7 protein-coding genes and 2 pseudogenes are annotated in these 12,346 nt (G+C 69.3%); 1 reads left to right on the forward strand and 8 read right to left on the reverse strand.

Going from position 1 to position 12,346, the window contains the following annotated elements; genetic code table 11:
• Window positions 1-146 precede the first annotated feature (146 nt).
• The 4 genes and pseudogenes from ACRRSS_RS18620 to ACRRSS_RS18635 form a co-directional block, all read right to left on the reverse strand.
• A pseudogene (locus ACRRSS_RS18620) lies at window positions 147-464 on the reverse strand (hypothetical protein).
• Between the two features lie 83 nt (window positions 465-547).
• Window positions 548-742 (reverse strand): annotated as a pseudogene (locus ACRRSS_RS18625) (helix-turn-helix domain-containing protein); the annotation flags it as partial.
• 118 nt (window positions 743-860) lie between these two features.
• Window positions 861-1,073 carry a hypothetical protein gene (locus tag ACRRSS_RS18630; protein ID WP_435972242.1) on the reverse strand — a complete coding sequence of 71 codons (213 nt, stop codon included), beginning with the start codon at window positions 1,071-1,073 and terminating at the stop codon, window positions 861-863.
• Between the two features lie 43 nt (window positions 1,074-1,116).
• Window positions 1,117-1,404, reverse strand: coding sequence for a hypothetical protein (locus ACRRSS_RS18635; protein ID WP_435972243.1), 288 nt, complete (start codon window positions 1,402-1,404; stop codon window positions 1,117-1,119).
• A gap of 1,051 nt (window positions 1,405-2,455) precedes the next feature.
• On the opposite strand from ACRRSS_RS18635, the gene ACRRSS_RS18640 reads away from it, so the two are divergent.
• Window positions 2,456-3,343 carry a helix-turn-helix domain-containing protein gene (locus ACRRSS_RS18640; protein ID WP_435972244.1) on the forward strand — a complete coding sequence of 296 codons (888 nt, stop codon included), beginning with the start codon at window positions 2,456-2,458 and terminating at the stop codon, window positions 3,341-3,343.
• Between the two features lie 83 nt (window positions 3,344-3,426).
• On the opposite strand, the gene ACRRSS_RS18645 is transcribed toward ACRRSS_RS18640, so the two are convergent.
• The 4 genes from ACRRSS_RS18645 to ACRRSS_RS18660 form a co-directional block, all read right to left on the reverse strand.
• Complete coding sequence (locus tag ACRRSS_RS18645; protein ID WP_435972245.1) at window positions 3,427-4,755, reverse strand: hypothetical protein; 1,329 nt, start codon at window positions 4,753-4,755, stop codon at window positions 3,427-3,429.
• The gene (locus ACRRSS_RS18650) at window positions 4,737-5,492 is read right to left on the reverse strand and encodes a hypothetical protein (RefSeq protein ID WP_435972246.1); all 756 of its coding nucleotides are present in this window, start codon (window positions 5,490-5,492) and stop codon (window positions 4,737-4,739) included. The genes ACRRSS_RS18645 and ACRRSS_RS18650 overlap by 19 nt, the downstream gene beginning before the upstream one ends.
• Before the next feature lie 16 nt (window positions 5,493-5,508).
• Window positions 5,509-7,722: a HEAT repeat domain-containing protein gene (locus tag ACRRSS_RS18655; RefSeq protein WP_435972247.1), complete on the reverse strand. Its 2,214-nt coding sequence runs from the start codon at window positions 7,720-7,722 to the stop codon at window positions 5,509-5,511.
• Window positions 7,723-8,411: 689 nt separating this feature from the next.
• A complete protein-coding gene (locus ACRRSS_RS18660; protein ID WP_435972248.1) occupies window positions 8,412-11,915 on the reverse strand; it encodes a DNRLRE domain-containing protein in 3,504 nt (1,167 codons plus the stop codon).
• Between the last annotated feature and the right edge of the window lie 431 nt (window positions 11,916-12,346).

Here is a 12,346-nt window from a genome sequence, read left to right on the forward strand (position 1 = left end):
GATCACGAAGATAGCTGGCTCGGCACGCCCCGCAGTTGGGGCCGTCTCACTTCACCTGACGCCCGGCTCCACGCCCCCTCCGTGCAGGTGGTCGACGCTGAACTGCGTGCGGGTGAGGCTGTCGCCGAGGCACGCGACGCGTGTCGTCACGGCGCTTCCGGCGGGCCGGGCGTGCCGACGCGTTCGGTCGGACGGGTGTAGGTCCGAGGACGGTGGTCGGTGCCGAGGCTCGCGGTGATGGCCATGATGGACGTCGGGCCCTCCATGTCGACCGCGTCGTACCCCGGCCGGGTTGATGGTTGCCCGACCTCGGCACCATCTGCCGCGACCGCGGCGCTGTAAGCCTGGAGCACCTCCCGGTGTCAGGCGAAGCCCTCGACGGGTTTCGCTCTCGATCCCAGTCCGAGGTGCACGGGGGTGGTCCGCAGGTCCAGGGCGTTGCGTTCGTCGCTGACGAGTCTCATGCTGACGATCGTCACAGGACATCGATCGGGCGGTCTTGAAGGAAAGAGAGGAGGAGCCGACGCGGCGGGCAGACGGTGGCCGGCTACCCGGCCCCGAGGAGGACTTCGCTGCGGCGCCAGGCCGTCGGCGACCGGCCTGTGAACTCGCGCCAATCCCGGACGAGATGTGCCTGGTCTGCGTAGCCAGAGACGGTCGCCACATCGGCCCACGGGAGTGGGTCCTGCGCGGCCGCCAGTTCGTGTGCGTGTTCGAAGCGCCAGACTCGGGCGAAGCGCCGTCCCCCTCAGCCTGGCCGTCATAACGCTCCTCACAAGCTGCTTGCCTGAACGAACGACGCCGACGGGGTCCGGGCTATCGGCCCGGACCCCGTCGGCGCGCTTGATCCCGTGGGGGCCTTACGGAAGGGTGATCATCGTGGTGCCACCGTTGAAGTAGGTGCCCATGTTGGTGCGCACGGAGACCTTGCCGTTGGGCAGCTCGTAGACGAACAGGTCGGCCTTCTTGTCGCCGGTCGCGTCACCGAAGCGGAGGTGGCCGAGGTCCTTGCCGTTGACGAAGCGTCCCCAGCCGGCGGACCAGTTGGTGCCACCGTCGAAGTAGGTGCCCATGTTCTTACGGACGGAGGGACACCTATGCGCGACACCGGATGGATCATGGGGGCGGACCCGGAGTGGGGTTTCGACATCGGCTGGGGCGTGGACGTCGGGTGGGGCGCGGACCCCGGTTGGGGTAAGGCTCGTGAGCCCGAGTGGGGTGCGGCCGACTGACCTGGGCCTGGGCGCCGTTGTGGAGGAACTGGCAGGCGATCGTGCGCAGGATGGTGGACTTGCCGCCGCCGGTGCCCGCGTTGATCAGGACGTGCGGGGAGTCGTGGTCGAGGTCGACGGAGACGGTCTTGCCTGCGGCGCCGAGGCCGATCAGCGGGGCGGACTCGGGCATGGAGGCGAGGAGGTCGCGTACGCCGGGGTCGTCCAGGCCGAGCCGGGTGGGCGGGCGGTGCTTCTTCCTGATGAGGACGTGGGTGTCGCGTCCGGCCAGCCGCCAGGAGAAGGAGGGGTTCTCCAGGGCGAGTTTCTGGGTGACGACCTGGGCGATCTCCTCCCGCTGGAAGCGCAGGTTCGCCGGCAGGTCGATGCGGATCGGCGTCGTCGGCGGTGAAGTCGGGCGGCATGTGGATGTAGGTGCGGGGGTCGGTGTGCTCGGAGATTCCCAGCGGCACGGCGAGCGCCTGGTGCAGGGGCTCGATCCACTCCGTCGTCAGCTCGCGGCTTTCCCTGGTGGCCACCCGGTAGGCCATGCCTCCGGCCGCCGTGGTCAGGGCCGCCAGGGGGCTGCCATACATGAGTGCCTGGGTGAGGCCGTCGGGGTGCAGGAGGTAGCCGTAGCCGCCGCCGGCGGCCGCGGTCAGGACGCCGAGCCGGATGGCGAGGCGCTGCCAGCCGGGCCGGTAGGACGTCCGGCGTACGGGGCCGCTGACGTCCTTCGTCCGGATCCGGGTGCCGGGGCGCCAGAACGTCGCGTCGGTGCGCCGGACTCCGTCGAGGTCCTGCCCAGCGAGGAACCGGCCAGCGGCCGTGGACAGGTTGTCCAGAGCCTTGTCGAGGTCATGCGAAGGCTGGGGGCGGGACACGAGCGGCTCCTCGAAGGAGACGGGGGCAGGGGCCGTATCACTCTTCGGCAGGGTCCTCACCACGGTGCTGACAACGGTCGCCGTCAGGCCCTCACAGAGTGGTAACTCCTCATGGTGAGCGCCCGATGGGCATGCCAGAACAGGGAGCCGCACCTGTCGGACGGCTCCCTGCTCGCGGTCTTTATCGGCGACCTCCTTCGAGACCTTCTCTTCTTGTCGCTGGCGCCGGAGCGGCGCGCGACAGGTGACGCTTGCCTTCGAGACTCGTTGATCGTTTCTGCACGGCGAACGCGTTCGCCGGGGCCCGGCCGTGGCATTCGCGTGGCTGGTAGACGGTCCCGAGCCGGAGGTAGACCGCCCGTGGCGGCGAACGAGAATCCCACCGTCAGGAGGCGCCGACTCGGCGCGGAACTGCGGCGGCTGCGTCTGGCCAGTGGCCTGACGAGTACCCAGGTGGCCGAGCGGCTGATGATCTCCCAGCCCAAGATCAGCCATCTGGAGAACGGCCGCCGCATCATCAAACCCCGTGATGTGCGGGACCTCTGCGCCCTCTACGGGGTCAACGACGCCCAGTTCGTCGACGTGCTGATGCGCCAGGCCCGGAAATCGGGCCGCCAGGGGTGGTGGGTCGCCTTCGGCGAGGTCCCGTACGCCGTCTACATCGGACTGGAGACCGGCGCCTCCTCGATCCACTCCTACGAGTCCCTGGTGATGCCGGGCCTGCTGCAAACGCCCGACTACGCCGCCGCGGTCCTCGCGGAAACGATCCCTCTGGCCACGCCTGAACAAAGAGCTGCGCGTCTTCAGCTACGGCTGAGCCGCCAGCACCGGGCCCACCACCCGGCCCGCCCATTCCGCTTATGGGCCGTGGTCGACGAATCGGCACTCCGCCGCGTCGTCGGCAGCCCCGACATCATGCGCGAACAGCTTGAACACCTGAACCGCCTCAGTACCCAGCCGCACATCACCGTGCAGGTCCTCCCGCACGACGTGGGTGCCCACCCAGGCATCTCGGGACAGTTCTCCATCCTCGCGTTCGCGGACGCCCCCGGGAAGGGCACGGTGTATCTGGAACGGTTCACCAGCGACCTGTACCTGGAAAAACGATCCGACGTGCAGCACTACAGCGTCATGTACGAGCATCTCCAGGCCACAGCACTCAACCCATACAGCAGCCGCCGGTTCATCGCCCAAGCCGCTCGGGACCACGCCCGAACGAATGGCGCCAGTCCCCACCACCGTTCCTGAACGTCCCAATCGAGACCGATGCCACGATCCGGCGGCATCCGTTCTTCGAAGCCAGTGACATGTGCGGCTTGCTCGTCACTGGCTCAGGCGGTGCGGGTGGTGAGGCGCCGGTAGATGTCGTCGGTCTCGGGTTCGGTGCTGACGTCGAGGCGCCGGTTGATGGTGAGGATGGTCTCGTAGGCGGCTGTCACGCCGTTGTGGTTGCCCGCCTGGGCCTCGATGAGCATCCAGTCCTGGTAGAGCAGTTCGGCGCTGTCGTCGATGTCCAGGCCCTGGCGTACGGCACGGCGGGCGGCGTCGAGGTCGGGCCTGGGGCCGGTGCGGTGCCAGGTGGCGAGTGTGTGGGCGGTGTCGGTGACGCGGACAAGGATCTCCTGGACGCGGGCGGCGGCCCAGGCCGGCGGGGTGGCGCCGAAGGGGTAGCCGCGCACGAGCGCGAGGGCGGTCTCCAGGTCTCCGACGCCGGTTGAGGGTCCCTTGGTCAGGCCGCGTTCGGCGAGCGTGGTGAAGCGCTCCCAGTCGCACCGGACCTTGGGCGAGAGCTTGTAGATACCGGTGCGGTCCCGGGGGAGGTAAAGCGCGCCGTCCGGGTCGGTGCCGAGCTGGTTGCGCAGCTGGGAGATCCGGGTCTGAAGGGTGGGCTTGGCCCAGGGGGCGCGCGGGTCCATGGCTTCGCGGACGGCGTCAGGGGAGCCGGGCTTGAAGTAGAGGTAGGCGGCGAGCTGGGCGAGCTTGGGGCCGTGGCCGGTGGAGGAGATCCCGGTGACGGTGACCGGCCCGAGGATCTGGATCTCAGGGGCGTGCAGATCGGTCGTGTCGGCCGGCTCGTCGGTGCCAGGTGCGGTCTCGTCCGGTTCCTCGGCGCTGGTGGGGCTTTCCGCGGGCTCGGTCTGGGGCTGGGCGGTCGTGTCGGCCGGGTCCTCGGGCGTGGTCGTCGCGGGGGTACTGGGCGCGGGAGCCGAGGTGGTGTTCGTGTCGGGTTCGGCGGCAGGCGCGGGGATCGGCGGGACAGGGGCCAGGGCCCGGGAGGCGGTGAAGGCCGCGAACGGGGTGGCGGGCAGGGCGGTGGGACTGGTCGCGGCCGGGCCGTCGTCGAGGCCGATGGTGAGGGGCGGGACCTCTTTCCACGGGCCTTCGGCGGGCGGGGCGGGCTCCTCGGCCCGGCGGAGCAGGCCGACGAAGTCTTCGTAGTCGGCCTCGGGCAGGGACTGCACGATCAGGTCGGAGCCGAGGGCGTCGACGTACTGGGTGCCGGTCGTTCCGACGGCGAGGTGAACGGCTTCGTCGAAGGAGCCGAAGGCGCCGGATGTGCCCTGGGCGGGCACGACCAGGGCGACGGGGAGGTCGTGGGCGGCGGTGAGGGTGGCGGCCAGGATCCGGGCCTCGTCCTCCTCTATGTCGGCGGCGCACACCAGGGTCCAGGGGAGCCGGTCGGGGCGTCGTCGCCGCCGGCGGTCTGGCGCTGCTCCAGGAGGAGTTCGGCGAGGTCGGTGCGGGCGGCTTTGAGGTGGGGAACGGCACGCATGCGGCTCTGCGGGAGCAGGGAGGGCAGTTGGTCGTCGAGGCCGACGGTGATGATCTCGGAGTGGTCGCTCCAGGTACTGGTGGCCGCTTCAAGGGCCAGGACGCGGGCGGTGTCGCGTACGGCGTCGGGGGTGCCGTCGAGAAGGAGAACTCGGGAGAGGGTCAGGTTGATGAGGAGGTGGTTGCCGTCGGGGTCGGTGCCGAGGGTGATGAGGCCGGGGTAGGGGGCGGGGACGTGGGCGGCCGTCTCGGGGTCGAGGAGCGGCTCGGTGCGGTCGAGCGTCCAGCGTCCTGGGCTTTCCTGGGTGAACGGGGCGGGTGCCGTAGTGTCCGTCTCGTCGGCGTCGCCGTCGGTCTCGGGTGCGGGGAGGAGGAGTTCGACGGTGCGGGCGGTGATGCGGGCGCCGGCCACCGCCGGGAGCTGGAGGCCGTGTTCGGTGGCGTGGTGGACTAGGGTGCGCAGCGCGAGGTCGAGGAGTTCGAGACTGCCCGGGTCGGCGGCGGCGTGCAGGTTCTGCTCTGTGGTGGTGTCGGTCGTCGCGGGGAGTTCGCCGGGTCGGCGGCGGCGGCGCTGGAGCATGCGCTTGAGGCCGAGGGTGGCGAGCAGACTTCCGGCCGCGAGCATGCCGATGGCGGCGGCGTCACGGACGCCGATGCCGTCGGTGTCGTCTTCGCCTGTGGTCGCTTCGGTTGTGCAGGCGGGTCAGGATGGTGCGGCAGGTGTGCACGATGTCGAGGTCGGATGCGACCGCGCCGCTCCAGCGTTGGTCGTAGCGGTGGGACTGTGCGAGTGCCACCTGGATCTGAGGCAGGGCGGGACGTGCGGCCGGGCCCATGCGGTCGAGGCACGCAACGACCGTGGGTGCGGTGGCGTCGTTGTCCTTCCAGGCGTCCCGCAGCGCCGGCAGCACCGTGTCGGCCTCGCTGTCGCCGCCTATGTCCCACAGGGCCGACGCGGCATGGACGAGGGTCCACGAGTCGTTCAGCACGGCTGAGCCGTTCTGCTCGTTGCGCCTGTTCTCCTCGACCTGCCCGGCCAGTATCTGCCGCAGACGCGGCAGTACGGGAGCGGCGGGAGGGCCGATCCGGCCGGCGAGGTCCATCGCGTCGAAGTTCCGGTGGTGCTCCAGGAGGCCGTTGAGCAGTGGCACGACGGTTCCGGGGCTGCGTTCGAGTCCCCAGAGGGCGCTCGCCGCGGCCGTCCGGAGGGTCACGTTGTCCGCCTCGGTGAGGGGACGGACCAAGTCCAGTGCGGAGGAGGCGCGGGTACCGAACAAGGCGAGCGCCTTGAGGGCGGCCTGTGCGGTGTGCCACTGCTCGTGCCGGACGGCGGCCCGGAGGGCGTCGGTGAGGGCGGGCACGGCCGCCGGATCACCGAGCCTGGACAGAGCGGTAGTGAGGCTGGTGAAGCCGAAACCGGGCTGGTCCCGGGAGAGGTCGATGTCGGCGAGGTGGCGGATGAGGCGGGGTGTGAGTTCGGAGGCGGCCTGGGGCAGGTGGCCTGCCGCGTTCACCGCGCGCCAGGCGTCGGTGCCGGTGTCCAGCGCGGTCAGCAGGCTGGGCAGAGCACGTTCGTCTCCGAGGCCGGCCAGTGCCACAACGGCCAGCTGGTGGGCGCGGCGCACCTCGGGGTGGGGGCTCGCCCACGCATCTGGGCGGTGCTCGGTGCGGTGGTCGGTGACGTAGGCGGCGAGGGCTTCGCGGGCCGGTTCGGCGAGGGCGGCCAGGGAGCCGAGGGCCTCGGCAGCGGCCGCGGCGGTGTAGGCGTCGCGCGGCGCAAGGCAGTCGCCAATGAGCCGTACGAGACGGGTGTGATCACCCCGCCAGGAGGTGATCAAACGGCGTGCCATGTCGATCGCGTCGTACCGGGTGCCCGGATCCGGACTGCTCAGCTGCTCGGCGAGCAGCGCCGTCCGGTCGTCGAGGCGCGCGTCCAGGGTCTCGTGGAAGGCCGTCAGCAGAGCGGTGGTGGGGGCGTGGACGCGTCCGTGACGTTCAAGGTCGGCGAACGCGGCGACGATGTACCCGGGAACATCCGCGTCGACTTCGGGTTCGGGCTCGGAAACACACGTGCAGGGACGCGAAGCGTCCCTGCCCTCCTTGTTCTCCTCGGGCGCGGGTGTCGGGGTGATCTGGCGGAGGAGTCCGATCGCGGTGGGCACCGTGCGGTCGTCGATGCCTTCGGGAGCGCAGCGGGCCCGGTGGACGAGGGCCGCAAGGCGGGTGTCGGGGTCCGTAGCACTGCTGTCGGCCAGGGCGTCGAACCATCGCCGCGCCGGTACAGCGGCAGCGGGCAGGCGGAGCACCAGATCCGCCATCGTCCGCACCACCAGCCCCCGCGCGGCGACCCCGCTCTCCTCTACCAAACGGTCCCGCAGCAGCGCTACCGCCCGCTCGGCATCGTCCAGGAAGAGCCCCAGGCTCTCAATCGCAGCCTTGCGCACCCTGGGGTCGGGGTCACTGGCGTAGGAGACGAAGGCGTCAGCGTGCTCGCGCATCAGGTTCGCGGTGTCCGGGTAGATCGTAGACTCTGCGCCGTCGGGGCCGCAGATGACGGCGTAGATCTCCTCGGCGTCGATTACCTCCCGCCCGACACTGAGCAGCAGCGCAACGACCGCCCCACGATCAGGCGTCGCCGGATCGTCCGCCATGGCGAAAAGGAACGGCAGACTGGCCACCGTGCTCGTATATACGCTCCCCTGGTGGAGGGCCTGGTTGTAGAAGTCGCGGAATGCCTTGTCCCGGACCTCGGCGTCAGGTGAAGCCATACCGAGCAGCCATCCCGGCACATCGTCCGCGGGACCGTAGGCGTGCTCCAAGGAGGCCCAGTCGATACGTTCCAGGTCATTGATCATGACCGGCACTATGCCGGGCAGCACTGACATCCCCCGGCAGAACGTGGGCCAGCGCGTTGAGGTCGTCCCACGCCTCGGCGCGCTCCTGGATGGCCTTGGCCAGGGCCGTGTGAAGGCGCTCGGCGCGGGCACGCTGATGCGCCTCATACTGCGCCGAGCTGGGGAAGCGGGACGCGTCGAAGCCGTCGGTGACGGGCGGGGCGTGCCAGGGGTCTTGTCCGCGGCCTACGCGTCGAGGCTATCGGCGAGCGCCGGGCCGGGGATGCCGCTGCGGATGCGCCGGCCGTCGCACGTCCAGTGCAGTACCGCCGCGGTCCAGGTCCGGCTCCAGCGAGCAGCAGGCACAGCAGTGCCCCGGCCCTGATCGGGGCCGGGGCAATGAGAGCGGTTCGGAGCCCACCCGTGTACAGCGCAAGCTACGAGGTCGACAGCCAATGCTCCCCGGGGGTGCCATGGCGAACACCACGACGCCAGCGGGGCTGGCTGTACCTGGTGACCAGTGTCCACGCGGCGCGAGTGGTGTCCTCCACCCACGCGTGCCCCGCAGCGGGGAGACCGCTCACCCTGCGGAGCCACTTGATGTGGTCTTCTGGGATGTACGTATCGGGGTGGCTCGACGACGCGGGAGCTGCCTGCATGAGCTACAGGCAGCTCCCGGACTCTGTGACGGGCCGTGCCCCAGCTTGTGATCAGCCGATGGCGCGGTTGCTGCCCCAGCCGACGCCGCTGGCGGCGAAGCGGGATCCGTGTTCGGTGCGGCCGCCGGCGTAGAAGTAGAGGTATCCGTCGGATGCGACTGCCCAGATGTCTGGGATGCCTTCGCTGTCGCCATGGGCATCGGGGGTTCCCATGATCTTGGGCATGGATGCCTTGTCCCAGCCTCCGGTTCCGTACGTCTCGTCCCGGCCGGTCTTGGAGTCGGCGGCCGTTGCCAGCGAGTTCAGGTCGACGCCGCCTCCCGTGCCGGGCTTCCCGTGTCGCAGGAGCAGGCCGCGCCCGGTTTCGTCGGTGCGGAAGAGCAGGTCGGGTACGCCGTCGCCGCCAAAGTCGGCGACCATGACCAGGTCGCGGCTGGCCCAGGGTGAGCTGGTCAGCATGCGGGCTTCGGTGAAGGAGGCGCCGTTGTAGCCGATGAAAACCCAGAGCTGGTCGCCGACGGTGGCGAACAGTTCAGGGCGCCCGTCTCCGGTGACGTCACCTGTGGCAAGGAGTTGGGTGTACGTGAAGGAGGTGTTGGTGGGTGCGTTGGGCGGGAGGAGGAGTTCGCGGCGCTTGGTGGTGTTCACGGCGCCGTAGCCGTCGCCGGGATAGACCCACAGCTTTCCGCCGACGCCCGCGATGAGGTCTTGCAGGCCGTCGCCGCCGTAGAAGTCGCCGTTGTGGGTGATCAGCGCGCCGGAGAAGTAGCCGGAGACCGGGGCGATGAACGCTTCTTCCGTGTCACCGCCGTTGGGGTCCTTGGCAGGGTTTTCGCGGTACGCACCGGACATGGAGTAGTCGAGGTCTCCGTTGCCCTTGAGGTAGTTCACGTCTGTTCTGTCGGCGTGTGAGGGGTAGAGGCGGAGGTTGCCGCCTGAGGTGATCGCCAGCAGGTCGGGGTGCTTGTCGCCAGTGAAGTCGCCTGCCGTGTCGGCCTGATCCCGGGGGGTCACGTAGAAGAAGTACTTCGTGGGTTCGGAGACGTGGTCCGCGCCGTCGACGGCTCTGACGTAGAGCACGTTGGGGCCGGCGGCCGGAGGCTTGGCGCCGGAGAGCATTGCCTCCACCGTGATGGGGGCGCCGGCTGTCCGGGCCAAGGAGTAGGGGTAACTGTTGGCGTTGAAGCCGTACTCATACCGCTTGACGTCGGGGTTCAGAGCCCGGAAGTAGAAGGTGCCCGCGGTGCCGAACTTCTTGGTGGACCAGTTGTCGGCGTCCTCGGCTTCGTTGCCGAAGGCGTTGTCACCACCGTCAGCGTTGGGGAAGTCCGTGGAGCGGACGCGCGGCGCCTTGGGCTTGGCGTTGTCGAAGATGAAGCGGCAGGGAACCGTGCCCGGCGCGTACGCCGAGGTGGCGCCGGCATCGTCGATGGCGCGGACCGACCACGAGTACATGGTGTCGTTGACCATGCCGCTGGTGGAGAAGCTGGGCGTGGTGCGCAGGGCCGCGCTGGTGTCGCCGCCCACGGAGACCGTTCCGGTGGACTTGAGCATGTCGCCGGTGGTGGACCACTTGTTGGTCGGCCACATGGTGAAGTCGAGGAGGTCGAGGTTGTCGTCCTTGTCGGTGGACCTGGCGGTGAAGTTGATGGACTCCGAACCCACCCTGACGTACGGGGGCACGGTGGTGCATTTGAAGTCGGGGCCGAGGTCGAGGTTGGTCGGCTTGCTCGGCGGCCGGTTGTAGATCAGCGTGAGGACGGGTGCGCTCTCGCCGTTCGCCTGGAACTTCTTCCAGGCGTACTGGGACTTCTCGTCCCGGGCGCGCATCCCGAACGTGATGGTGCTCTTGCCCTTGTTCGCCGTGATTTGCGAAACCGAGGTCACGTCGAAGGTCTCGTAGGCGTCGCGGCAGCCCGACTTGTATCCGTGCGCGAAGCTCCTGACCGGTGCCGCCAGGTTGCCGTCGGTGAGGGCGGGGGCGTTCTTCCAGTTGGTGCGTCCGTTGATCGGTCCGGTGTGGTGGACGCTCATGGACCGGGCGCTGCACGACCAGGAGTAGGTCTCCAGCACGCGCAGGGTGGCCTTCTGGATCTTGGCGCCCTGGAGGTTCTTGTCGAAGGCGATGTTGAAGTACGAGCGGGAGGTGCCCCAGGTGTCGGACTCGAACCCGACGCGGGCTTCGTGCGTGCCGCCCTGGTTGAAATCCTTGCCGTTGAAGAAGGTGGCGTTGGGGTGGCGGCTGTAGGCGGTGGTCCAGTCCTGGGTGTGCTTCTTGACGGTGGGGTCGATGAAGACCGGGTAGACCGTGGTCGGGTCGTTGAGGAAGTCCTGGTGAGGAGTCAGCAGCCAGTTCCCACCGGACAGCTCGGCCTCGACCACTTCACCGTGGGACTCGGGGGACGGCCCGTTGAGCAGGGGCAGGCTCAATGTGGCGGCCGCGCCGGACTGGGACGGCGCCGGCGTGGGCTCGGCCGGGGCTGAGGGAAGCGGCGGATCGGTCAGCGCGGGGGCCGCCTCGTCGGTCGCCGCGGGCAGCACTTCGCCCTCGGGGTCGACCTGGTCGTTGGCCAGGTCCTCGGTCATGCTGGGGCTAGGCGCAGGCGCCGAGCTCGTGCTGATCGCCGGCTGCGGCGCCTCGGACGCGGTCGGCTGGGACGAGGCACCCAGCTCGCCGTCGGTGACAGCGGGAGCACCGCTGTTGTCCCACATGAGCGGGGTCGGCGACAGCGCGACCTCGTCCCCGTCCGAGTTCTCCGCCGCGACGATGCCCGATGTCGGGTCGAGGCGGAAGGTCAGCGTGGGCGAGGAGAGTCCGTAGGACAGCTGCGCGACCCGCGGGTCGGCAGCGGCCTGACGGTTCTTCAGCACGATCAGCTGCGCGAACCCGTCGTCGTCGGCAGTAAGGACCAGATCCGCGCCCGGGAATATCTCCGGATACAGCGCCCGCGATCCGTCGATGATGGGCGTGGGCACCGGGCCCGGCCAGGTCAGCTGGATCTGGTGGGTTTGGGTGTCGCCCACCGTCAGGGTGACCAGAGGGCTCGCCACCTCATCCGCAGCAGCCGCCGGCAGGAGCGAAACGCGCCGGACGTTCGTGCGCGAAGCGCGCCCGGAGGAGCCGTCCTTGGCGCCTGCGGAGAACGTCACCCGAGTGTTGGTCGCCTTGGGTTCCCAGCCTTCGTCCGTCCGGCGCAAGGTGGTGTCGACCGGCTTCCACTCCTGGCCGACCTTCGCCCATATCGGGGAGGCGTACAGCTTCTTCGTCATGAGCCCGTCGGGGCGGGCCCATGTGGTCGAGCGAGCGGTCCGCAGCGCCGTCACCTCGACCTGCTTGCCGCTCTTGCGGGCCTGCGCGGACGCGACGTCCTGCGTGACCGTCTTGGCTTGCTGCTGCCGGGTCTTGTCGTTCTTGCCGGCGGCGGGTGCCGGGGAGGCGTCTTCGGAGGTCGCGGCCTCGAAGCCCGCGTAGGTGATACCGCCTGCGGCGAGCGCGGCGGCAACCACCACGGCACTCACCCGCCGACCGGGCAGCCGACGCCATGTCTGTCTCATTCGGTGTGGACTCCTTCTCGGCACCCGGGCACTCACGGCACCGGCTGAAACCACTGAGCCGGCCATGACGTGTGGATGAGTGAGTCCGCGGCGGAGCACCTTCCCGCAAGGGCATGACTGGGCGAGCCGATGATGACCCATCAATCTCGCGCAGTCACCCTGCGCGTCGCCGGGGCAGGGATCGCTGTCAGCAGGTCGCGAACGCAGGCCCCGGGAGCGAGCGACGCCCATAAGCCCTGAGAAGGGATATCCCGAGGGGAACAATTAGGCGTAAACCGGGGTGAACAGTCGTCAGCGCAAGACACTTCAGGGGTAGATGTATTAATCATGCTGTTTGCCGGGCTTAGTGGGTTGCCCTCTCATCTGCTGGGGAAGGAACCGCTTAACCCTTCTCTGTGCGGGACTACATCGTTACGCTCCGTGACATTAAT

The organism is Streptomyces sp. Qhu_M48, from assembly GCF_051305195.1.
GTDB lineage: Bacteria > Actinomycetota > Actinomycetes > Streptomycetales > Streptomycetaceae > Streptomyces.

Coding starts and splice junctions, on each gene's coding strand:
- ACRRSS_RS18660 (WP_435972248.1), bottom strand. CDS start 11,915: ATGAGACAGACATGGCGTCGGCTGCCCGGTCGGCGGGTGAGTGCCGTG.
- ACRRSS_RS18650 (WP_435972246.1), bottom strand. CDS start 5,492: ATGCTCGCGGCCGGAAGTCTGCTCGCCACCCTCGGCCTCAAGCGCATG.
- ACRRSS_RS18655 (WP_435972247.1), bottom strand. CDS start 7,722: ATGATCAATGACCTGGAACGTATCGACTGGGCCTCCTTGGAGCACGCC.
- ACRRSS_RS18630 (WP_435972242.1), bottom strand. CDS start 1,073: ATGGGCACCTACTTCGACGGTGGCACCAACTGGTCCGCCGGCTGGGGA.
- ACRRSS_RS18635 (WP_435972243.1), bottom strand. CDS start 1,404: ATGCCCGAGTCCGCCCCGCTGATCGGCCTCGGCGCCGCAGGCAAGACC.